At 39.7% G+C, this 23,035-nt stretch carries 20 protein-coding genes, 1 tRNA gene and 1 pseudogene; 10 read left to right on the top strand and 12 right to left on the bottom strand.

Annotated elements, in window-relative coordinates:
* Positions 1-129 precede the first annotated feature (129 nt).
* The 5 genes and pseudogenes from SHALO_RS08420 (at position 130) to SHALO_RS08405 (ending at position 4,363) form a co-directional block, all read left to right on the top strand.
* Positions 130-723: a hypothetical protein gene (locus SHALO_RS08420; protein ID WP_069478141.1), complete on the top strand. Its 594-nt coding sequence runs from the start codon at positions 130-132 to the stop codon at positions 721-723.
* 82 nt (positions 724-805) lie between these two features.
* Positions 806-1,456, top strand: coding sequence for a ferritin family protein (locus SHALO_RS08415; protein ID WP_025345025.1), 651 nt, complete (start codon positions 806-808; stop codon positions 1,454-1,456).
* 330 nt (positions 1,457-1,786) lie between these two features.
* Positions 1,787-2,920 (top strand): annotated as a pseudogene (locus SHALO_RS15540) (FIST signal transduction protein); the annotation flags it as partial.
* Between the two features lie 210 nt (positions 2,921-3,130).
* On the top strand, positions 3,131-3,787 hold the full coding sequence (locus SHALO_RS15535; protein WP_338011925.1) for a methyl-accepting chemotaxis protein: 657 nt from the start codon (positions 3,131-3,133) through the stop codon (positions 3,785-3,787).
* Between the two features lie 363 nt (positions 3,788-4,150).
* Positions 4,151-4,363, top strand: a complete 213-nt coding sequence (locus SHALO_RS08405) for a hypothetical protein (protein ID WP_069478139.1) — start codon at positions 4,151-4,153, stop codon at positions 4,361-4,363.
* Between the two features lie 37 nt (positions 4,364-4,400).
* Here the strand turns inward: SHALO_RS08405 and SHALO_RS08400 are convergent, their stop codons facing one another.
* The 5 genes from SHALO_RS08400 to SHALO_RS08380 form a co-directional block, all read right to left on the bottom strand.
* Positions 4,401-7,427 carry an efflux RND transporter permease subunit gene (locus SHALO_RS08400; RefSeq protein ID WP_069478138.1) on the bottom strand — a complete coding sequence of 1,009 codons (3,027 nt, stop codon included), beginning with the start codon at positions 7,425-7,427 and terminating at the stop codon, positions 4,401-4,403.
* A 3-nt stretch (positions 7,428-7,430) separates the two neighbouring features.
* Positions 7,431-8,129: an efflux RND transporter periplasmic adaptor subunit gene (locus SHALO_RS08395; protein ID WP_069478137.1), complete on the bottom strand. Its 699-nt coding sequence runs from the start codon at positions 8,127-8,129 to the stop codon at positions 7,431-7,433.
* On the bottom strand, positions 8,126-9,355 hold the full coding sequence (locus tag SHALO_RS08390) for a TolC family protein (protein ID WP_069478136.1): 1,230 nt from the start codon (positions 9,353-9,355) through the stop codon (positions 8,126-8,128). Before SHALO_RS08390 ends, SHALO_RS08395 begins: the two co-directional genes overlap by 4 nt.
* On the bottom strand, positions 9,343-9,966 hold the full coding sequence (locus SHALO_RS08385; protein WP_069478135.1) for a TetR/AcrR family transcriptional regulator: 624 nt from the start codon (positions 9,964-9,966) through the stop codon (positions 9,343-9,345). Before SHALO_RS08385 ends, SHALO_RS08390 begins: the two co-directional genes overlap by 13 nt.
* Positions 9,967-10,056: 90 nt before the next feature.
* Positions 10,057-10,482 (bottom strand): CopD family protein, encoded by a 426-nt coding sequence (locus tag SHALO_RS08380; RefSeq protein ID WP_069478134.1) that lies wholly within the window; start codon positions 10,480-10,482, stop codon positions 10,057-10,059.
* Between the two features lie 91 nt (positions 10,483-10,573).
* Here SHALO_RS08380 and SHALO_RS08375 point away from each other — a divergent pair, with 91 nt between their 5' ends.
* Entirely contained in the window at positions 10,574-11,599 is a 1,026-nt protein-coding gene (locus SHALO_RS08375; protein ID WP_069478133.1) for an AraC family transcriptional regulator, read from the top strand.
* A gap of 81 nt (positions 11,600-11,680) precedes the next feature.
* Positions 11,681-13,966: a bifunctional diguanylate cyclase/phosphodiesterase gene (locus tag SHALO_RS08370; RefSeq protein WP_069478132.1), complete on the top strand. Its 2,286-nt coding sequence runs from the start codon at positions 11,681-11,683 to the stop codon at positions 13,964-13,966.
* 41 nt (positions 13,967-14,007) lie between these two features.
* Here the strand turns inward: SHALO_RS08370 and SHALO_RS08365 are convergent, their stop codons facing one another.
* The 6 genes from SHALO_RS08365 to SHALO_RS08340 all read right to left on the bottom strand — a co-directional run bounded on the left by SHALO_RS08365 (position 14,008) and on the right by SHALO_RS08340 (position 18,980).
* The gene (locus SHALO_RS08365; protein WP_069478131.1) at positions 14,008-14,925 is read right to left on the bottom strand and encodes a glutaminase; all 918 of its coding nucleotides are present in this window, start codon (positions 14,923-14,925) and stop codon (positions 14,008-14,010) included.
* Between the two features lie 91 nt (positions 14,926-15,016).
* Positions 15,017-15,091 (bottom strand) — tRNA-Gln (locus SHALO_RS08360).
* Between the two features lie 236 nt (positions 15,092-15,327).
* Positions 15,328-15,993: a DsbA family oxidoreductase gene (locus SHALO_RS08355; RefSeq protein ID WP_069478130.1), complete on the bottom strand. Its 666-nt coding sequence runs from the start codon at positions 15,991-15,993 to the stop codon at positions 15,328-15,330.
* A 150-nt stretch (positions 15,994-16,143) separates the two neighbouring features.
* On the bottom strand, positions 16,144-17,868 hold the full coding sequence (gene poxB, locus SHALO_RS08350; protein ID WP_069478129.1) for a ubiquinone-dependent pyruvate dehydrogenase: 1,725 nt from the start codon (positions 17,866-17,868) through the stop codon (positions 16,144-16,146).
* 173 nt (positions 17,869-18,041) lie between these two features.
* The gene (locus tag SHALO_RS08345) at positions 18,042-18,329 is read right to left on the bottom strand and encodes a CBU_0592 family membrane protein (RefSeq protein ID WP_238585220.1); all 288 of its coding nucleotides are present in this window, start codon (positions 18,327-18,329) and stop codon (positions 18,042-18,044) included.
* A 72-nt stretch (positions 18,330-18,401) separates the two neighbouring features.
* Positions 18,402-18,980, bottom strand: coding sequence for a pseudouridine synthase (locus SHALO_RS08340; RefSeq protein WP_069478128.1), 579 nt, complete (start codon positions 18,978-18,980; stop codon positions 18,402-18,404).
* Between the two features lie 100 nt (positions 18,981-19,080).
* Here SHALO_RS08340 and SHALO_RS08335 point away from each other — a divergent pair, with 100 nt between their 5' ends.
* The 3 genes from SHALO_RS08335 (at position 19,081) to SHALO_RS08325 (ending at position 21,188) form a co-directional block, all read left to right on the top strand.
* On the top strand, positions 19,081-19,998 hold the full coding sequence (locus SHALO_RS08335; protein WP_069478127.1) for a helix-turn-helix transcriptional regulator: 918 nt from the start codon (positions 19,081-19,083) through the stop codon (positions 19,996-19,998).
* 75 nt (positions 19,999-20,073) lie between these two features.
* Positions 20,074-20,409, top strand: coding sequence for a nuclear transport factor 2 family protein (locus SHALO_RS08330; RefSeq protein WP_069478126.1), 336 nt, complete (start codon positions 20,074-20,076; stop codon positions 20,407-20,409).
* A complete protein-coding gene (locus SHALO_RS08325; protein ID WP_069478125.1) occupies positions 20,406-21,188 on the top strand; it encodes an SDR family oxidoreductase in 783 nt (260 codons plus the stop codon). The genes SHALO_RS08330 and SHALO_RS08325 overlap by 4 nt, the downstream gene beginning before the upstream one ends.
* Positions 21,189-21,422: 234 nt before the next feature.
* Here the strand turns inward: SHALO_RS08325 and SHALO_RS08320 are convergent, their stop codons facing one another.
* Positions 21,423-22,718, bottom strand: a complete 1,296-nt coding sequence (locus SHALO_RS08320) for an ImmA/IrrE family metallo-endopeptidase (RefSeq protein WP_084010823.1) — start codon at positions 22,716-22,718, stop codon at positions 21,423-21,425.
* Positions 22,719-23,035: the final 317 nt, after the last annotated feature.

Genomic DNA, 23,035 nt, shown 5'->3' with positions numbered 1-23,035 from the left:
TGTATACCATCTGTTTTCATCATTAACCAATGGTATACATTTTTCTTCTCTTTCTTTCAAATAACCCCTAAGTATTGAAATATTTCAAAAAAAGTAATAGAATAGTCCATTCTGACTTGGGAGTAAGCGATGCAGACATCTTACAAGCCTTTAGTTGAGCGTTACGATATACCGAGACCTACATTGATTGAGTGGCAGAAGAGGGCAGAGCAAAAAGATAACTGGCGCGTTAAGCACCTGGCGTATCTTCGAATGCAGTTGAGTGTCGAACAAGAGACGTATACAGAGATTAGAGCGTATGCGCCTTGCGTCGAAGATCTTTTTTTGTTTAGTATCTATCTGTTTTTCCACAATACCACCGATTTTTTACCCAAAGAGACATTTTTACAAGGACTGAGAGAATTTTCCTTGCAGATTCGCACAGGTGTTGAGTACCAACATGAGTTTGCAGGGCGCATTTGGTCGCTTCGCATGGTCGAAGAATCGAGTAAAAAAATGGTCAATTATTACCGCTTGTTCGACCTTCTCAAAAAATTTACTGCTGCTCAGTACGCACTTTTGTTCAGCGCTGTCTTAGAGTTTGTCCAACAGGTCAAAGCAAAATATGACATTGGTACAAAGAGTTTTTTAGAAGGTAAGACATGGCAAGAGCTTTACATGTACGACAAAGCGTTTGCGGCTAAAGTGATTGAAGATTTTTTCACTAAAAAAGGAATTCTTTAGACGATAAAAATTATTAATTACAATTTATTATTGTTTAAGTAAGAATTGATTAGAATGTCACTATAAATTTTAAGGAGCAAGAATGAGACAGTACGAGACATACAAATGCAGTAAATGCGGGAATGAAGTGGAAGTTCAAAATGTGGGTGGCGGTAAACTTACCTGTTGTGGTCAAGAGATGGCATGTATCACCGAAGATCTTACAGCGGTCAATCTGATGAAAGCATTTGCGGGAGAATCTCAAGCGCGTAATAAATATGACCTATTTGCAGACATTGCCTTGGAAGAGGGCTGGCATGCAATCTCTCGTCACTTTAGAGAAGCCGCTGAAAATGAAAAATGGCACGCAAGAGCTGAGTTTAAAGCCTACCATAAACTTGTAGATGGCGCAGAGACAGAGATAACGCTTAAAAACCTTGATAGTGCAATGGCAGGTGAACATTATGAGCATGAAACGATGTACCCCAATTTTGCAAAAATTGCAGAAGAAGAAGGACACAAAGAGCTTGCACGTCTTTTTAACGCCATTGGTAAAGTAGAAGTTGAACATGAACGCGAATACAAAGCGCTTCAAGATGCGATGAGAGAAGATGGTTTCTTTGAAGATGCCGAAGAAGAGATTTGGGTCTGTGAAGTGTGTGGACATATCCATAGAGGTAAAAAAGCACCCAAAGCGTGTCCTTTGTGTAAAGTTGGACAAGAGTATTTCAAACGCCAAGATTTGGGCATCTAACTTTCAAAAGACAAGAAGCTACCAATATTCATTGATAGCTTCTTGTATCCACTTCGTAACTTCTCCAAAACTTTATTTAAGATACATAAGTGAACCTACTTAAATAGGCTATTTTCATGCTACGAACGTAATGTAAAATTATCAATTATACTTCTCTATATTAACTTTGAAAATTACAGTTTTCAATAATTAATAAAACGATCGTTACTGAATTGAGATGGTCTATTTGTCAATGTGTGTGTGCAAAAGATGTTTAAGTACATCTTTATGGTTGGTGAGTTAGTATGAATTTACTATGAAAAACATAAGTTATTCTAATAAGGAAGTGCCATGTTTAGTTTTTTTCGTTCATCCGAGCAAACAGCCTTTAACGCCTCATCTACGGGTCATGTTATTGTAACTTTAAGTCTTCAAGAACAATCCATTTCCACCGCTTTTAAAACTATTTTGTTTAAACCAAAAGTTGTTTTAGGTTTTGTCTCTCCCTCTTTGGATTTTAACGCAATTGCATCAAAACTCAAACAAGCGCTTCCTCCTGAGGCAATGTTGATTCTCTCAACAACGGCGGGCGAACTGTGTAGCCTTCATGGTGAAACTCCCCTTCCCTCACTCTATTCTTCAGCATCTGCTGGTGAAGGCGATAACATTGTTTTAATGCTTTTTTCTCCCGAAATCATCAGTGATGTGTATGTTGCTTCCATTCCTCTAAAAAGCGAAGATATGGCAACGAGTGGCAAAACAGCAGCGCAGCGTTCTGCTTTGATTGCTGAAGAGGTCAAAAAGGTGCGCGTGCCTTTCAAAATGCGCTCGGATGATACATTGGGTTACACGCTCATCGATGGACTCAGTGCGAGTGAGAGTTTTTTTATGGAAGCGGTGTACCATGTGGCAAAATTCCCGTGTTTGCTTATCGGTGGCAGTGCGGGTGGTAAGCTGGACTTTCAAAACACCTACATTTACGATGGAACGCGAACCTTAAGGCACCATGCGGTAGTGACGTTTATGAAACTGACACCGCAGTATCGTTTTGGTGTTTTTAAAAGTCAAAATTTTAGAAAAACGTCTATTTCGTTTACCGTTTTGGATGCCAATCCGATTACGCGTACAGTGCGTGCCTTTTTAGATCGAAGTACCAATATGAGCGTTGGCGGCATCTCTGCGTTAACAACCCATTTTAGATGCTCTGCGAGTGAACTCAATGCTAAACTTGCCAATTATACCTTTGGGATTGAAATTGATGGTGAGATCTATATTCGCTCCATCGCGTCTCTTGATGTACCCAATGAGACGATCCATTTTTACTGTGACATTGAGGCAGGTGAAGAGCTTCTTTTGCTTGAAAAAACAGACTTTGTGCAGACCACAAACTATGATTTTGCGCAGTTTTGCCATAACAAGCCCAAAGCCATTGGCGCGATTTTCAATGACTGTATTTTAAGACGTTTGTGCAATACGCGTGAGATCAATCAGCTCTCTGTCTTTAATGAGATTCCCGTGGCTGGTTTTTCGACTTTTGGTGAGCTTTTAGGGGTCAATGTCAACCAAACCTTGACCGCGATCTTTTTCTATCAGATAGAAGGTGCTAATTTTGAAGATGACTATGTTGATAATTTTGTGCAGAAATACGCTGGATTTAAGAGCTATTTTTTACTACGAAAGATCAATCGCCAAAACATGGTCGATACCATCAACAAAGCAATGTTGGCTCAAATGAAAGAGAGCATGCCTGTTATTGAGACCATGGGTGAAACGCTTCAAAACGCTGTGAGTGCCATTGATGCGATCGAAACGCAACTCTCATCGGTGGAAAAAGAGTTTGTTGTGTTTGCTTCGAGCATGGAAAAAGGAAGTGTTGACAATGCCAATCTTCTCCATGAAGTGGAAAATCTTACCAACAATGTCCGCGATATTCGTGTTGTTTTAAGTGTCATCTCTGACATTGCCGATCAAACCAATTTACTAGCACTCAATGCGGCAATAGAAGCGGCGCGTGCGGGTGAGCATGGACGTGGTTTTGCTGTCGTTGCCGATGAAGTGCGTAAACTTGCAGAACGTACGCAAAAAAGTCTCTCTGAGACCAATGTGTCGGTGAGTACCATCATCCAAGCGGTTGAAAATATCAGCAAAACCATGAGTAGTGTGAGTGGTGGTCTCTTGGAAGTCTCCTCTAAAAGCAACGCGCTCTCTTCCGATATGGAAAATCTGGCAGAAAAAAGTCAGATCATATCCAAAGAGCTACGATCGCAATCGCAATTGACCGATGGGCTCAAAGCGGAACTTGGCAAACTCAGTGTGTATGAAAAAACTCTGAGCATTCTCAACAGCCATTAAACACATTCAAAAGGGCATTTTGCGTGCCCTCTTCTGCGTTACATGTAAAGGAGTCAATTGGACTCAATCAACTTGTTATATTTGTCTTGAAGTTCGATGTATTTGGCTAAAAGCTTGTGAAATTCGACCTCGTAGTCGATCTGTTGCATGGTTATGAGGTTTTGCTCTAGCATACGTTCCCTTTTACATGTAAAAAAATAGTAGCCGCTATTGTAATCAATTAGGCTGAAATAAGAGCCCTCTTCTTTACATGTAAACGCTTTTACATGGCTTAAAGCAAGGATAAAGTATAATAGCGCTTATCGTTACGAAACTCTCAACGATTTTTCTCCAATCACATTTAAGTATCATGAAGGACACATAATGGGCGGATTACTCAACAATAGCGTTAAAATGGAAAATGGCTACAAACTTGCAGGTCTAGCAACACTCCAAAAGCATACCGTTCCTTACGAGGGAAAACAGGCCAATGTTGGTGCAGTAAACTCGGATAAAGCAAAACCGAGCGATGCTCAAAAAGCCAAAGCAAAAGCCAAAGCGAAGCAAGTCAAAAAAGATCGCAAACGCAATAAATAAGGCGTAAAGGGGAATTTCACCCCTTTCCATGTAACGTTTAAATCGTACCTTTTTCGTACCATTTACGAAGCCACGCATCCATCGGATACATGAACTTATAGATGGCAGGAACGACCAGTAAGGTTAAAACAGTTGAACTTAAAAGTCCACCGATAATGGCAAGTGCCATCGGTGCGTTGGCTTCATGCCCTGCTCCACTGCCAAAGGCTAATGGCATCATCGCGCCGATCATCGCAAAGGTGGTCATCAAAATAGGACGAAGACGTTTTTCGCCCGCTTCTAACAGTGCCTCATCGATCTTTTTACCCTCTTTGATCGCACGGTTTGCAAAGTCAACCACCAAAATCGCATTTTTCCCCACCATTCCCAAAAGCAAGATAATACCAATCATAACAAAAAGACTGAACGTATACCCGCTTAAATAGAGCGCTACCATAATTCCCGTTAACGAAAGTGGCATAGAGATCATGATAATAAAGGGCTGAATGAGTGACTCATAGAGTGCGGCTAAAATCAAATAGATCAAAATAACGGCTAACAGAACCGCGGTACCAAAGGCTGTTGCTGTGTCATTCATGTTTTCAACATCGCCCGTAAAACGGTAGTGATAGCCCTCTGGCAAGATCTCTTTCATCTTCTCTTCGACAAGCGCAACGACTTTATCGAGGGATGTTCCTACGATATTGGCGGTAATTAAGATTTTTCGTTCGCGATCAAAACGGTTAATAGACGCTGTGCCTAAACTCTCTTCAAAGGCGATCAACCCTTCAAGCGCCACAAAATCGCCATTGGCATTTTTGACTTGAAGTTTTTTCATATCTTCCAACGACATTCTAAAATCATCCCTAAAACGAATTGTAATGTCAAACTGCTTGCCATTGTCCTCATAGTACGAGATGGCGCTATCGCTTGAGTACGCTGAGCCTAAAACAGCGGCGATCTCTTTGACACTTACTCCTACTCTTTGGGCATTTTCCCTAAGTATACTTACTTTCATCTCAGGTTTGCCACTCTCATAGTCTTGATCGACATCGACAATGCCTGGATTTGATTTTAAAAACTCCATCAGTTTCGTAGACGTTTCATCCAAGACTTCAAAACGATCACCCGTGAGAACGATTTGCAGCGGTGCGGTGGTGCCACCTGTGTTAAAATCATCGACTTTTTCAACCGCAATAACCAAATCTTTGGCATTTTTCATCTTGTCGCGGTACTGCTCGATCAGTGTAAGTTGTGAAATCGTGCGCTCTTTAACCGGTTTTAGCTTCACGTAAATACGTGCCTTATGGATACTTTGCGCAGAATCATACCCGATAGAGACGATAGAGTACGAAATAGACGGATCGTCTTTAAGCATCTCATCAATCGGAATCACTTTTTGTTTCATTGTTTCAAGATTGATACCCACAGGGCCTTTAATAGTGATCTGAAATTCGCTGTTGTCTTGCATCGGAAGAAAATCCATACCCACTTTGAGTGTCATCGAGGCAATCAAAAATCCAAATGTTGCCAAAACCGTCAGCGTTTTAAAGCGAAGCAGTGGCTTTAAAAGTGCCACATACCCTTTATCGACTGCTTTTAAGATGGGCTCGGTGGCATGGTAAAATTTACTCTCTTTGGCATTTAAAAGACGCGCTGCAATGGAGGGAACAAACATAACCGCCACCAGATACGAGATGACAATACCCGAAGCCACGGTCATCGCAAAGGAGTTAAAGAACATACCCACGATGCCATCCATAAACGCGACAGGAATAAATACTGCTAAAAGTACGGAAGAGATCGCCAAAATGGAAAATGCCACCTCTTTGATACCCTCAAACGAGGCTTCAAAGGGTTTCATGCCCTCTTCCATCTTTTTCATAATATTTTCAATCACAACGATCGCGTCATCGATAAAGATACCAATGGCAAGGGTGAGACCAATGAGTGTCAGACGGTTGAGATCGTATCCTAACGCGTTCATAATCGCAAACGTACCAATGACCGACGTAGGAATGGCAAGTGCAGAGACAATTGTAGCCGTCACATTGCGTAAAAAGGCAAAAACGATGATAATCGATAAAAAAGCACCAAAAATCAGGTCAAAGCGTACATTGTCGATGTTGACCATAATTTTTTCAGACTGATCTTGCAAAATCTTAATTTCGTTGTTTTTCCCTGCAAGAAGCTGCAAATCAGGCATGATTTTTTTAACGCCTGTGATGATGTTGAGCACATTTTCACCTGCGATTTTTTTAACTTCGAGCGTAACTCCTCTTTGTCCGTTGTAGGAAGAAAAACTTTTCGCATCGCTGAGCCCATCAATGATGGTCGCTATATCTTTGAGGCGAACACCTGGTTTGACCAAAAGATTCTCAATCTCTTGAATATTTTCCGCGTCGCCTTCAGCTTTGATGATGATCTCTTGATCTTTGTTGATCATCTTTCCAGCACCTTGTTTAACATTTTGCACCGAAACAATGCCACTAAGATCGGAGGCACTTAAATTGTATTTGTTCAGTAAAAAAGGATCAAGGAAGATGCGAATTTCGCGCTCTTGAAAACCGATGATGTTGACTTCACCCACACCTTTAACCCTCTGGAGTTTTGGTTTCAGCTTTTCATCGGCAAGCCGCATCAAAGCGATGTCATTATGACCATCACTCGCCACAAAAAGATTTATAACACCACCCGTTGCACCAAGTTTTTTTACCACAGGTTTTTCAACTTCACTGGGAAGATTGAGTGCGCCGATTTTATCGCGGACATCGTTGGTTGCTATGTCGATGTTTTTGGTCAGCTTAAACTGAATCGTAACAACACTAAAGCCTTCATAACTGGTCGACATAAGCTTGTCGATGCCATCCACGCCAGAAACTGCTTCTTCGATCTTGTCGGTAACTTTTGTCTCAACTGTGGAAGGATCAGCGCCATTGTAAATAGTCTGAACCGTGACAATTGGAAAGTCAACATTAGGGTAAAGGTTGATGGGCATCGTGTTGTAGGACATCAAACCAAAGACGATGAAGGTTAAAACCCCCATTAGGGTCGTAATGGGACGGTTGATCGCTAATTTATACATTGCTTATTCCACGCTGATCGTGCCGTTGCCAAACAGACCTGGCATCAGATCGACCGCTTTGACTTCGGCTTGCATTTCACGTGTACTGGCTAAAATGGTTGGGTAGATTTTACTGATGACCCCTTCGTGTTTTTTATCGCTGCCATCGACTTTATAGGTAAATTTTTGCCCTACTTTGATTTGGGTCCAGTACTTTTCATCGAATTTAAGCACAAGCTTGACATCATGCGTACTCTCAACTGTTAAAAGTTTAGTTTGAGAACTTAAAACGATATTTCCAAGTTCCGTGTTTTTCTTACTCACCACCAAATCATACGGAGCGCGAAGTTCTGTTTTTTTGAAGATAATCTCTTTGTTTTGAGCGGTTAAAAGCTGAATGTCTCTATCATAAAGATAATTTTCCATCTTCTCTTTGTCGATGACATCCGCTATCTTGGCGTAGCGTTCGTACGTTTTGACGGAATGTTCTGCATTTTTGCGAGCACTTTCATACTCATTTTTCTCTTGTACATTATTTAAAGCAAGGAGCAAATCACCTTTTTTGACACGGTCGCCAACGTTTACATGTAAAGCACCAACAACGCCTGAAAGGGAGAGTCCAAGCTCGGAGCTTTTCTCGCTGACAACATCAAACGTTGCATAAACTTCCCCTGCAATGAGGGCTTGAAACATAAACAGAGTGGTGATTAACATTTTTTTCATTGGATGGTTCCTTTTATCTCTTTACCCATTTCGTAGAGTAAGACGGCTTTTTGGTATTCCACTTCATTCAAGGCTGTTTGAAGCTGGGATTTGGCATTGAATTTATCGCTAAGAGCGTCAAGATACGTGACGTTGTTGACGATGCCTTGTTGAAATTTCTTTTTAACGAGTTCGTAGGTCATTTCAGATGCGGTGAGTTTTGCATGAGCTGCTTCTATCTTTGCAAGCGCTGTTTTATAGCTGTTTTGAGCACTTTTAAAACTCGCTTTGGCCTTGTCTTTTTCATACGCCAAATCACTGTTTTTGGAAAGATACGTCTTTTGTGCCGCTTGATAGGTAGCAGAAGTAGAACCAAAATCAAAGATTTTCCATTCTAGTGAGAGTTGCACAGTATTTTGACGATCCGCGTCTGTTTCCCATGCAGGGTTGGCGTAGTCGTATTTGAAACGTGAATAGGTGTCTTCAATTTTAATGGTTGGAAGATGCGGTGCTTTGGCGACGTTAGCTTCGGCTTTGGCACTTTGCGCACTCTGTTCTAACGCCAAAATATCAAAACGTGTGGCATCTTCCACTTTTCCTTCTTGAAAGGCTATGGTAGAGCCTGATTCTACATTTACCTCTTTTCCTGTCAGATATTCGAGGGTGTTTGAGATGTTATTGAGCGTGTTGTCTAGGGTTAAAAGATCGACCTTGGTTTGCTCGATGGTTGAGATGATCTTTTGAAGCTCATCGGCGGTTGCACTGCCTACAGAGAGGTATTTGTCAAGTCGGTAGCGTTCTGCCTCGAGTTGTTCCATCTTTTGCAAGGTTGATTCTCTGCTTGCAAGGGTGCTGATGTAGTTGTAATAATAATAGATGACGTTCAAAGAGACATCATTTTGCACCGATGAGAGTGAAAATGTAGCGGATTTCACAAGGGCTTGTTGTTGGTCAAACAGTGCTTCACGTTTCCCACCATCGTAAATGGTAAAGGAGAGTGTGGCAGAACCTGTCCTGCTACGTTCTGGATAAAGTATGCTCTCTTCTTGGTTGTAGGTTTGATTTGCCCCTAAACTGAGGCTGGGCATATAACCACTTTTCGTGGCATACTCTTTTTCTTTTGCCGCTTCTAAGCTATAACGTGAAGCTTCCACGTGTTTGTTTTGTTCTGCAAGGCTTACGAGTTCAGGTAAATTTCCCGCAAAAATAAACAGTGGAAAGAGGCATAAAAGGGTTAGTTTTTGCATGGTTCTTTCCTTAGGTATTGATCGAGTAAAAAGGCAATATGTTGGGTTAAATGTAATTGTGTTTGTTCAAAATTAAAATTGTTCATTTTGGATCGAATGACAACACCTTCCATGAAAATAATAATGGTATTGGTGAGTTTGTCCACATCGTGTACTTCAAGCTCTCCTTTGGCAATACCCTCTTGAATACACTGAAAGATAATGTCATAATCTCTTTGGCAAATCGTTGCAAAATAATTGGTGTAAAGCCCTGTTTTATCAATGAGCATGGTACTTAAGAAGTGTTGGTAAAGGGTCAAGAGGTCTTCTTTGTCGTGTTCTTCTTTGCATTCACTGAAATTAAAAAGCTCCAAGATTTTCTCTTTGGCGCTCATCGTTTCGGTAATGCGCGCTTGAAATACCTCTTGGTGGCGCGAGGCTAACATGTCCCAAATAGTAAGAATGATCTCCTCTTTGTTTTTAAAGTAGAGATATATCGTTCCTTTGGCAACACCCGCACTTTTGGCAATCTCCTCGATGCTGGTCTGTGCAATGCCCTTTCGCGCAAACAATTCAATCGATGCGCTGGCAATATCAAGTCGTTTTTCTTCTTTGTCTATAATACGTGCCATCTACTCCCTTTCAATAATGACTGACGGTCATTCATTTTTGAAATAGTACATTTTTTAAAGAAGATTGTCAATGGAATTTCAAGCCAAATATTAAAATGGCTTGATGATCGTAAGAAGTATAATCAGCGCTGTCGTGATCTCAGGAATGACACGAAAAACCCTGAAAAATCGCAGGTTTTGAGAAACCCTCTCCTTCGCAAATTGCGTGATGAATTTCTTACATGTAAAGTGATAAACCACCATACATGCCGCCAACGTAAGCTTAAGATGCAACCACCCTCCACTTTTGAGCAGGTACGGATTGAGGTAGAGTAAGATAAGCCCGAACTTGATCGATAAGATCATTGCAATGGTGCCAACTTTGTAAAGACTGCTCTCTTGCACGGCAATTTGTACTTGTGCATCACGGGTTGCTGTGATGTGGTAGACAAAAAGTTTGGGCAAATACACAAGCATAATCATCCACGTTGCGATGGAGATAACGTGAAATGCGAGTACAACGCTGTAGGTGTTCATTTTGGTTCCTTATTAAGCAGGGTTAATGCTCGTTAGTATATAATCTGCCCAGAAATTTCCAGTGACATTTTACGACTCAAGGGATGACATTTTGCGACTCGATGATTTTAAACAGGCTCCTGCGGAAGCGTTTTTGGTGATTCTCTCTTTTTTAACCAAGAACTATGCGTACGATGCAACAGCGTTTATGAAGGTGCGCGACATCACTCTGCAATCTTTACATGTAAAAGGTGGAAAGATCAGAGCATCGTACCTTCATGAACTGATCGAAGAAGCGATCGCACGCTCTGGCGATGCGGGACTACTCTTTAAATTTGCCGAATCGGTTACACCTAATAATCTGGGCGTTTTGGGCTATTTGATGCTGCATTCACGCACGGTTGAAGAGGCGATCATTAAATTGTGTCGTTACTATCCGCTTATCGGAAAAACGCTCAAACCTCTTTTTGTGCCTGAAAAAGAAGGGGCAAAACTCACGCTTTTCATTCACAAAGAGGGCGAAATGACGCACCTTGAAAAGTACAGTGCCGAGATCCATTTAAGTGCCCTGCTCCATCTCATTAACAAAATTATCCCCCATCCCATTTTCCCCAAACAGACGACGTTTCGGCACGCGAAACCTTTACATGTAAAAGCGTATCAGAGCGTATTTGGTGAAAACATTCTCTTCGATGAGGTCGAAAATGCTCTCTTTTTTGACCAAACACAACTAAAAATGAAAACGAGTTTTGACAATCCTTACTTGCTCAGTGTCTTTGAAAAAGAGGCAGAACAAAGCTTGGGCATGAGCGTACACGGAAGCCTCAAAGATCAAGTCTTAGGCTACATTCTCATCGCCACAGGAGAGCTCGACGTCTCATTAGAGAGCGTAGCACGCAAAATCGGCATGCACCCACGAACCCTTCAAAAAAAGCTCAAAGAAGAAGGAGTCAGTTTTGTAGCGCTTTTAGGTGAAGTACGTCAAAAATTAGCAACGCACTACCTCCAAAAAGGACTGGATACCCCAACCATCGCTTCCTACCTAGGCTACGCCGAACCAAGTCCCTTTTTAAGAGCCTTTAAAAAGTGGTATGGCATCACGCCCAAAGTGTGGTTGGCAGCATTAAAAAAGATGTAAAAAGTGCTTTTTGATTCCTCTTTAGAATACAAAAATGGTACAATAAAAAAGCCTCTAAAAATTTTGATCCAAGGATAATGTATGGCAATTTTGAAAAAAAACATTTGGCTCCTTTTCTACGTTTTAAGTTTTTTTTCTTTAATCTTATTGGCGACATTGATGTATATGAGTTGGAAACATATTTATAGAGAGTATCAAGTATCACAAGAAAATATGGTTAGTATCATTGCGAGTTCGACACGTTCTTTGTTTAAGACACAAGAGACCGTTCTTAATGTTGTTGGTAACCGTTTTTTAGAAGATCCTCAGTATAAAAACAATCCTCGCTCCATGGCAACCCTAAATTCGACACTTTTAGATAATCCTTCTATGGATGCGATCGCCCTTGTAACACCGAGTGGAACGATGACGTTTGTCAGTGGTGGCTATGATGTTTCTAAATTTCCCAATCTTTTAAACCAAGAAACGAGTCGAGATTCGTTTCTTCAAACGCTAAAAAGCCATCACATGGTTTTTGGACGTACCTATTATTTTGCTCCTATCAATCAGTGGATAACGCCCATTCGCAAGGCCATTCGTGACGATAAAGGAAATATCGTAACGATTATTACAGCCGCATTGAGGGTCGAAGATACCTTTGGCAATTTTGTTGCAAATGTCGATAAATCCCATAATTATTTCATCTCGATTCTTCGAGACGAAGATTTTTATTTTCAGTATGTCTCTCCAAATTCAGATGAATCAAATCATCAAATTTATCTCACTCCTCTGGCCTCTTCTTCAAAAGAAAGGCTTAAAAAAGCCATCATGGATTCACTCAATGTCACCATAGAGGATGCAAAAGAACATGAGACTATGCTCTCTTTCCTCTATACGGCAACGAATGGAAAAACGTATCTACTATCCCTTCAGTATGACAAAGTTTATAAGCTTTGGATCCATGTACGTTTGCCATTAGAAATCATCAAAAATGATTTTTTGAAAAGTTTGTCACTTTACCTTTTGATTTATAGTTTTGTGGTTGTGGGATTCTTTTTCCTTTTTAGAATCATTGCCAAAGCCGATGCAAAACGTAGTGCTGATCTGATTTTTCAAGCGACATATGATCCGCTCACAACGCTTCCCAATCGAAGTTATCTGCAAAAAAACATTACTAAATGGCTTTTTGAAAGTGCTCCAAGTTTTTCGATTTTGTATGTCGATATGGATCATTTTAAAAATATCAATGATAGTTTTGGTCATCAGTGCGGTGACACTCTTTTAGTGGAGCTCTCAAAACGCCTTAAAACCGTTGTTCCTGAAGATTCTATTATTATTCGGCATGGTGGTGATGAATTTGTCATCTTTACACATTTAACGCACGATCAAGCTTTACTTGAACTTGCTTACCGCATTATTGAGACGGTTTCAAAACCTTACTACCTAGATAAATTGACGTTAAACGTGGGTGCAAGTATTGGTGTCGCCAAATACCCTGAACACGGTGAAAACCTTGATAGACTTCTGCAAGCTGCGGATATTGCGATGTATGAATCTAAAAAGATCAAAAATAATGCACATATTTTTGCCAATACGATGCAAGAAAGTTACCTTAGAAATATTTCAATAGAGCTCGAACTCAAAAAAGCGCTAGAGAAAAATGAGTTATTTATGGTGTATCAACCTCAAATTGACCAAGATGGACGTCTGTATGGAGTTGAATCTTTAGCGCGTTGGAACAATGCAACATTAGGGATGGTTCCACCCGATCAATTTATTGCTGTGGCTGAAAAATCGGGGCAAATGGGCAAAATTGGTCGTTTTATAATTACTCGTACATTACAAGACATTAAAGAGGTTCAAACCGTATTGGGCGTTGTCTTTCAAACATCTATTAATATTTCTGTGCGTCAATTCATGGAAGTAGGTTTTTTAGAGCATTTCTTACACGCGATTCAAGAGAGTCACATGAGCAAAGTTTCGATTACCATCGAAATTACTGAAAATCTATTGATCGAAGATATTGATTATATTTTACCGTTGTTACACGATATTAAAAAGGCAGATATTCAAGTTTCTATGGATGATTTTGGTACAGGATACTCTTCCTTGAGTATGCTTAGAAAATTGCCCATTGATGAGCTTAAAATTGATAAAAGTTTTATTGATACCATTGTCGAAGATGAAGCGACTCAAAAAATGGTGCAAAATATTATAGCGATTGGGAAAAATTTCAATATGCAAGTTTTAGCTGAAGGGGTAGAGACCAAAGAGCAGCGAGCATTATTGCACTCGTTTGGATGCGATAGATTTCAAGGCTATTATTTTGCAAAGCCACTGCTGAAAGAGGATTTGATTGCTTTTTTTAAAGCCAATGAAAAAAGGTAATAATGCTCCATTTTGAATGTATCCGGGTACGTAAAAAACCACTAAAAGATCGAAAGCTTTGTTTTTGTAGTAAAAAGCTCTAACGCTTTCGTACCTGCAAACGAGTTGCCTTTTTCATTGAGTCGTGGCGACCAAACACACAAGCTGAATTTCCCAGGAAGTGTAGCTAAAATGCCACCACCGACGCCACTTTTCGCAGGCAATCCCACACGGTACGCAAAATCTCCGACCGAGTCATACGTGCCACACGTCAACATCAAGGCGTTGATGCGCTTGGTTTGGCGTGCATTTAAGATGGGTGCATCGCTCCAAGGCTGAATGCCACCGTTGGATAAAAAGAGTGCCGATTTGGCTAACTCTTGCGTACTCATGGCGATGGAGCAGTGATGAAAGTACGCGTTCAGCACGCGAGAAGGCTCATGCTCTAAGTTGTTAAAGCTTTTGAGGAAGTTCGCCATGGCATGGTTGCGAAAACCTGTTTGCTCTTCAGACTTTGCTACGCTAAAGTCAAAATTGATGTCATCTTTTGCGCAAAGCGTGCGAATGAATTCCAAAACACTCTGATGCGCGTCTTGAAGATGGCTTAAAATGACATCAGTGACAACAAGCGCTCCTGCATTGATAAAAGGATTGCGAGGGATGCCATGTTCGTATTCGAGCTGGACGAGTGAATTAAAAGGTGTGCCCGAAGGTTCTTTGCCGATGCGCTCCCACAGTGAATCATTCGCTAATTGCATCGCCAAAGTAAGTGTAAAAAGCTTTGAAATACTCTGAATCGAAAAGCGTTTTTCATATTCACCCACATGAAACTGGCTTCCGTCCACGCACATAAGCGACATCGCAAAGGAACTTGGCTCAACACGCGCAAGCTCAGGTATGTACGAAGCCACCCTTCCCTCACCTAAATAAGGCGTAATCTCATGCAAAATTTCGTCAAGAATCGTTTGGTAATCTAACATCAAATTGCCCTATTTTTTAAGATGCACTATTATAGCAAGTGCAGAATCGCTTTACATGTAAATTATTTTGAATTTGTTTGAAGTAAAGAAGTGGATGGGGTGAAGGGATTCGAACCCCTGAATGCTGGTACCAGAAACCAGAGCCTTACCGCTTGGCGACACCCCAAAATTATGTTAAATATTCTGGTGAGAACGAGTCACCTGAATACCTTTTGAGCGAAATTTTATCTTTACTTAGATTAATGGAAATTAAAATTATGAAGGGAAAATATTTAAAGTAGCCCTTTTGTTTTTTTTTAATGCACCATGATTGCAAGTAGAAAATAGCGTTACATGTAAAGCTAAAAAATGGGATAAGAATGTAAAAAGACTCTAAATTATGTAAACGTTAAATGGTTACTTCTAATTCTTTTTTAACCTTTTTTCCAGTAATTCTGTTAGAACTTTTTTATAGGTTCCCACAGGATAGGCACCATTCATAACCATTTCGTTATTAAAGATCATCGTTGGAACCGCAGATATGTTTTGTTTATGCCAATACTCTTCTGCATCTTGTACTTTTTTTCTTGCACTCTCTTCATCCAGTTTTGCCAAAAATATATCTTTGTCTAATCCTATACTTTGAATAAGTTCTCCTAAAATATAACGGCTCGATATATCTTTTTTCTCTGTAAAATGAGCACTAAAGAGTTTGGTTTTGAGTTCAGTTTGCTTTCCAAATTCTTTTGCAAAATCTAGCAATATGTGGGCATTGCGTGTATTAACCGTTTTCATTCCATCAAAGTAATTAAATATAAATCCCAGTTCGGCTCCATTTTTAGTGATAGATGCTTGAGTAGACTTCACTTGGTCTACGCTCATAGTGTATTTGTGTGCCAAATAGGAAACGGCATCTTCGCCTTCAAGAGACATCGTTGGATTTAGCTCAAACGGATTCCAAACGAGTTCAAATTTATCTTCCACGTCCAGTTCTTTCATAGCTTGCTCTAAACGCTTATAGCCGATGAGACACCAAGGACAAACAACATCAGAGATGATGTCAATTTTGATTTTATGGGTTAATGTCATATTAAACGCTCCTAAATGAAAAAAAGGTTTAAACTTTTAATTTTCTTTACATGTAAAGATTTCTCTGCTAACTTTTACCAAATGATTGTAGCAAAAAACTAAACCTAAAAAAGGTGACAAGTTATAAGAACCTGTCACCTTTACTCCATTTTAGCGTATTAAATTCTCTCTCGCCACTTCGATCAATTCATCGCCTTTGCCGTTAATAATCGCTCTTAGCATGTAGATGCCGAACCCTTTTGCATTTTCAAAAGAGATTTTTGGAGGCATTGCCAACTCTTGTTTTGCTATGGTCACATCAAGCAAGGCGGCGCCATCATAGGCAAGGAACTCTTTGACGCGCTCTTCCAAATCTTCAGGTTTTTCGACTCGAATGCCTTTAATGCCAGCGGCATTTGCGATTGCGGCGAAGTCTGGATTGGTTAATTCTGTGTTGTCGTACCAGTACCCGCCCGCTTTCATCTCCATGGCGACAAATCCTAGTGAGCTATTATCGTAAATCACGATTTTTGCTTTGATTTTATGCTGAGTCAGTGTCAATATATCGCCCATGAGCATCGCAAAACCGCCATCGCCACACAAGGCAATGACTTGTTTCTCAGGACTGCTCACTTTTGCTCCGATGGCTTGTGGAAGAGCATTTGCCATTGAACCGTGACTGAAAGAACCGATCAGTTTTCGCTTTCCATTCATGTTTATATACCGCGCCGCCCAAACCGTAGGTGTGCCGACATCGCACGTAAATATCGCGTCATCATTCGCATAGGTGTTAAGCAGTTTTGTCAAATATTGCGGGTGAATCAACCCCTCTTTGCTGTCTCCACTGGCTAATTTGTCAAACTTTTCAACCGTTGTTTTATAGTGTTCCAAGGCACTTTTTAAAAAGGTGTCATTCTCTTTTTGTTTGATTTTTGGCACTAAAAGTTCCAAGCTCGATTTTATATCGCCTACCATGCCTAAATTGATTTGGGTGTGTCTTCCTAGGGCTTCTGGTTTGATGTCGATTTGAACGATTTTGGCATTTTGTGGGTAAAACGCTTTATACGGAAATGCCGAGCCTAAAATGAGCAATACATCGGAGCTTTCCATCGCATAATAACCCGATTCATACCCGATAAGTCCTGTCATACCGACACTGTTTGGGTTGTTCCCTTCCATGGAGTCTTTGCCTCCGAGCGCATGGACAACGGGAGCGTTGAGAAGTTTTGCAAGCCCAATCACTTCATCATGAGCATCACTGCACCCTGCCCCGCACAGAAACGTTACTTTTTGATTGTCATTTAAAATCTTCGCAAGTTCGTTGATGTCCTCACTGCTTGGTATCACCTTTGGAAAACGCGGCTCGCTCCACAAATATTTAGCATCTTTTGGCATAGGTCGAAGCAAAATATCACCCGGAATGACGATGACACTGACACCTTTTTTTAAAATAGCTTGCCTGATCGCCGTTTCTAAAATATAAGGCATCTGCTCAGGAGTCGAGACCAACTCACAATAAACACTGCACTCTTTAAATAAATTTTCAGGATGCGTCTCTTGAAAATACCCACTTCCGATTTCACTCGAAGGTATATGCGAAGCAATCGCCAAAATAGGCACTCCATTTCGGTGACAATCAAAAAGACCGTTGATAAGATGCAAGTTTCCAGGTCCTGATGAGCCTGCACAAACGGCGATCTTACCACTCACTTTCGCATCAGCACCAGCCGCAAAAGCCGCTGTTTCTTCATGACGTGTTCCCATCCACTCAATTTGTCCCAATTTTTTTAAACTATCACTCAATCCATTTAAAGAATCACCTGTAATTCCCCATATTCTCTTAATTCCTACTTCGGCTAAAAGCTTAGCAAAGTACATCGCAATGTTGTCATTCATGAAAAATCCTTTCTATCTAGTTGACATGACTCCATTGTAATCCTTTTATGCTTGATGGAGATAAAATATTGAGTCTGATTTTGGGAAATAAGGGTTGGAGGAAAAAGCCGTTTTTGTCTTTACATGTAAAGACTTTTGAGTCGTAAAATATTTACATGTAAGACGTTGAAAGTTTAGCGTTGATCTTTAGTCTTTTGGGCGTTTTTACGCTTATGTCGAACTGTTTTAAAGATGCCATACACCGTAATCATAATCCAAAAAACTTCAATTAAAAATGACCCTAAATTAAAATGGACCAAAAGAGAAATAATGAGCGCAATCGCACCTATAAGATTAAGAAGCTGATAGTTTAAGGCATGAATATCATACATACCAAGTTGTAACAAAAAATAGGCGATAACAATACAAATCATCCCTGCAAAGCCAAGCCACTGGAAAAAATCCATTTCAATTGATGTCATATGTCTAAAAGTCCTTTGTGATAATGTTGGAAAATGGTGATGAGATTACATGTAAAAAAGTGTGCTTCGGCTTTAATCAAGATTTTCAAGGAGCAGTTTCGCTTCTTCTTGTGAGAGATAACGCCATTCAGCGCTTTTGATGTCGAGATTAAAACTCCCAATGCTCACACGACTCAGCTCCAAAACCTTTAAAGGCGTGCCAAATTTTGGATCTTTCAGCGCTCCAAAAAGCCTTCGGATATGCCGATTTTTTCCTTCGTCGATTTTGACCCTGAGTTTTGTTTTCGCACCTCCCATACCCATTTTTTCGACTTCAAGCGCTTTGAGTAGACCATGTGGGCTTTGCACCCCTTTTAACGCCTCTGCGATATGCTCATCGCTCACGTGACCTCTCACCCAAATCTCATAGACCTTGATGCAATTTTTAGGCGTGGTCAATGCGTGGTTTATTTTGCTGTTGGTCGTAAAGAGTAAAAGCCCCTTCGATTCCAAATCAAGTCGTCCGATGGGCATCCACCCATCACTAAAAGCCCACTCAGGCAAAAGATCATACACGGTTTTGCGCCCAAGATCGTCCGAGCGCGTGACCAGATAGCCTTTAGGTTTGTTGAGGGCAAACAGCTCTTTGGAATCGTTTGGTGTTTTGTTCATGAGGAGGATTCCTTGGTCTTTTGATAAAATAATGAGGATAGACTATTTTTATATTTTATCTTGTTTCTATCTTTACATGTAAAGAAATTAAAGGAAAAGAATGCAAATCAATCGATTATTTGAAATTGTCTATATTCTACTGGATAAAAAAACAGTAACGGCTAACGAACTATCTGAGCATTTTGAGGTATCCATAAGAACAATCTATCGTGATGTCAATACGCTCTCTTCAGCGGGGATACCTATCTATGCGAGTCGTGGAAAAGGTGGCGGTATAGGAATAACGGATGGTTATGTACTGAACAAATCTGTTCTTTCAGACAAGGAACAAAACGAAATATTGTATGCCTTACAGAGCTTGAGCATAACGCATCATTTAGAAGACGATAAGGTACTTTCAAGGTTAAGTGGTTTATTTAAAAAAAATGGGCTAAATTGGATTGAAGTTGACTTTTCTCCTTGGGGTAGCACTAAAAATCAAATATCTCAATTTACCACTCTTAAAGATGCCATTCTTGGCAATTTGATCATCGAATTTGACTATATAAACGGCTTTGGAGAAAAAAGCAGGCGAAAAATCGAGCCTATAAAGCTTGTGTATAAGGTTAATGCGTGGTATCTTTATGGGTTTTGCTTATCTAAAAATTGCTATAGAACATTTAAGATTTCACGCATCACAAAGATTTGTGTTACACAAGACGGCTTTACTAAACGAGCCGAACAGACTAATGAAGAGCCTCAGGATAATGGGCATGAACAATGGATCACTATCAAATTGAAAATTTCCAAAGATGGAGCATACAGGGCATATGAAGAGTTTAATGAAGAAAGCATTAGCAAAAATGAAGATGGTTCTTTAATGATAGAAACGGTTTTACCGGATAATAAGTGGCTGATGCGTTATCTCCTCTCTTTCGGAGATGATTTAGAAGTGGTTGAACCACAACACATTCGTGATGAACTGTATCATCAATCAGAGAAAATTTTTAAAAAATATCAGAGAAAATTTATAACTTGACATAATGTAGTCCAGTTATCGTTTGTATAATAGATACAGCCATTTGGCACATCTACGAACGAGAAAGGAACTAAAATGATGAATAAGTCTCTCAATCTTCCACAACCCATCGACGCCTATTTCACCGCTGACAAAGGTGATGGTGAAGCTGTTGCCCAGTGTTTCACCGACAACGCCGTAGTAAAAGATGAAGGCAATACCTACAATGGTTTAGCCGCCATTAAACAATGGAAAATAGATTCTTCAAAGAAGTATACCTACACATGTGTGCCCTTTGCTTGTGAAGTAAAAGATGGTATAACAATGGTCACGAGTCGCGTTGAAGGTAACTTTCCTGGTAGCCCCGTTGACCTTCGCTATTTCTTTACCCTCGAAGGCAATAAGATATCGTCCCTTGAAGTCATCCTGTGAGCTTCAACCTTGAACTCACGGGTCGCAGGGCTCTTGTGACAGGTGGCACAAAAGGGATTGGTGCGGCCGTCGTTGAGTCACTGCATCATGCGGGGATGATAGTCGTAGCAGCGGCACGTTCGATCCCTGACACGGTAGCTTCTGACATCATCTACATAGCGGCAGATCTTACGACGGCTGAGGGATGTCAAACTGTTACGAAAGCTGTTCTTGACCGCCTCGGAGGCGTTGACGTCATTGTCAACGTCCTCGGTGGTTCGAGCGCGCCAGTCGGCGGATGTTTAGCTCTCAATGACGGTGAATGGGAGGCTGCAATCAATCAAAATCTAATGCCTGCTGTGCGCATTGACAGAGGGTTGATTCCCTCCATGATTGCGCAAGGCTCAGGTGTCATCATTCATGTTACCTCCATACAACACGAACTGCCATTACCAGAGTCGACTACCGCTTATGCGGCAGCCAAGGCGGCGTTATCCACCTACAGCAAAAGTCTCTCAAAAGAGATTACACCAAAAGGTATCCGCGTGGTGCGTGTCTCTCCGGGTTGGGTTGAGACTGAGGCAGCTGTTCAGCTTGCCGAGCGGCTCGCAGATCAAGCTGAGACTGATTATGAGGGTGGAAAGAAGATCATCATGGACGCCTTAGGTGGCATTCCGCTTGGTCGCCCCGCTCGGACGCAAGAAGTGGCTGATCTCATCACGTTTCTGGTCTCCCCTCGCGCCGCATCCATAACAGGTACAGAATATGTGATTGATGGTGGGACTGTTCCTACAGCCTAACCCGTACAGCGAATAATTAGCACCCATGTAAGTTAGAGAATTCTTTCAATCTTGCAGGTTGTCGAAAAGGAAGAAAGATGTTTTTAAAGTGAAATAATGGGAGAGGCTACTTGATCCAAAATTCTTTACATGTAAAATGAAAACCTAGGAAATAGCCTCTATTTAGCTAAGCAAATGAGTTCTAAGTTATGCTTAACAGTTTTCTATTTAGTTTCTTAAAGTAGCTTGTCACCTTTAGACTTTTTCTTGCAATAAACCTAAGTTTTTTAATCTAATTTTTATTACTGAACTAGATACTTGATATTTCTGCATTAAAGGAGAACAGACTTTAATAAAAATTTCTCTGTTGCATCTTTGTTTATCTAAGTAAATAAGACCAAATCCCTTATCTTTTAGTTCATATTTTTCAACATAAAAATGAAAGTCTTTTAGAAAATTCTTTTGAGGAAGAAGTAAATAAGATGCAAATTGATTTGCTTGCCATTCCATACGAACAACGTCTTCAATACCTATCCCAAAAGGTTTTTCCAAATTATCTTCTTCTTTGTTATAAAATTTTTCTCCTAACATATATCTAGAATGTTTTAAAAAATGATGAGCAAATTCATGAGCTATTGTGAAACGAGTCCTAGCTAATGTTTCACATTGTTTATTATCTATGCAAATTTTATGATTAACAAAGTCAATTTCACCCAAAATACCTTGATTCAAATTTTGGTTATAAAAAATCTTAAGATTATGATTTTGTTCTAACAAAGTTGATATTTCTTCTAATTTAACTTTTCCATCTTTATAGTCAATTTGTGAAAGGATATCAGCAGTTAATTGTTCCATAGTTATATTATCAATATATTCAACTAAGTTTTCTTCTCCACTAAAATTTGTTTTTATTGGTAATAATGATTTTTTTAGTGATTCTGTAATTTTATATTCAAGTAGTGCAGATATAAACAATGAAAAAGAATTGGTATATTGATAATTAAAAAAAGTACAACAATCAAAAAAGCTATTTGTATACGTTTCTGACAGAAGATCTGAATATACATTATCTTTTTGTGTTTGCGCATATTTATACGAAACTAAATTTGATGGTGAACGAGGGAGAACCCAATCTAAATCTTTTTGATTTCTATATCGCAGTAATCCTATGCCTTTAGAGTGAGAAAAATTAAATGCTCCCTCTTGAAAAGCATTTGGAGTTACAATAATTGCCTTAGTATTTCCTCCTGAAATTTGTTCAACTTTTTGGTTAAATTCTTCTATGTCATCAACAGGAACTTTATGATTATAGTTTTTGCACTCTATGAGTATCAACATAGAATATTTGTCTTGATTTGGTAGATAAATTTCAATAGAAATATCAAAAATGATATCTTTTAAACGGTCTTTTGAGTAATATCCTTTTTTAGCAAAAATCTTACAACACTCTTTTTTTGCATAAAATCTATCTGCATTTATTTCACTTTCAAAAAAAATAAAAACTTCATTTTCAAAAATATCACCTTTCTTTGTAGTGTTAATTTTAGTCATTTTAAGTAGTTTTCCAAAACATTTCCTTAGTTAAATTATTCGATAAAATGACTTTTCATTTTTTTGAAAGGCAAAAAAAGATTTATGGCTTTATTTTTTAACTTTTGCCCATCAAACGTCTAACTTCTGACTTTAAATTTTAGCTAAATTTCATATAAAAATATTTACATGTAAAGATTTTATTTTACATAGGTTAAAAATGAGGACAGGCTATTTTTTTTACATGTAAACGTTAAAAGTTTAGCGCTACACCCTCTCCTCCCCCTCTTCTATCCTGCTCCAAAATCAAAATAGCTGAAATTTAAAACGTTAGATTC

This window comes from Sulfurospirillum halorespirans DSM 13726, assembly GCF_001723605.1.
Classification (GTDB): domain Bacteria; phylum Campylobacterota; class Campylobacteria; order Campylobacterales; family Sulfurospirillaceae; genus Sulfurospirillum; species Sulfurospirillum halorespirans.
Note: the sequence above shows the minus strand (reverse complement) of the source record. Positions and strands in the feature narration are given on the sequence as shown.